The sequence below is a fragment of the Neisseria sp. HMSC065D04 genome (assembly GCF_001815675.1).
Lineage (GTDB): Bacteria > Pseudomonadota > Gammaproteobacteria > Burkholderiales > Neisseriaceae > Neisseria.
On sequence record NZ_KV821496.1, the window covers coordinates 66,480 to 66,708 of the forward strand.

Below are 229 nucleotides of genomic sequence, written 5' to 3' on the forward strand. Positions count from 1 at the left end.
CAGCCGCCTTCAGGCGGCTGTGTGTTGAAACTGTTGCGCTGGAACACATGAGCGAGCCTGAGACGCCAGCCGCCTTCAGGCGGCTGTGTGTTGAAACCGATGGTCGCCGCCCGTCATATCCGCCCACTTATCCCAGCCGCCTTCAGGCGGCTGTGTGTTGAAACGATATTTAATAAGGCAGGATAAAAATGAACAAATGCCAGCCGCCTTCAGGCGGCTGTGTGTTGAA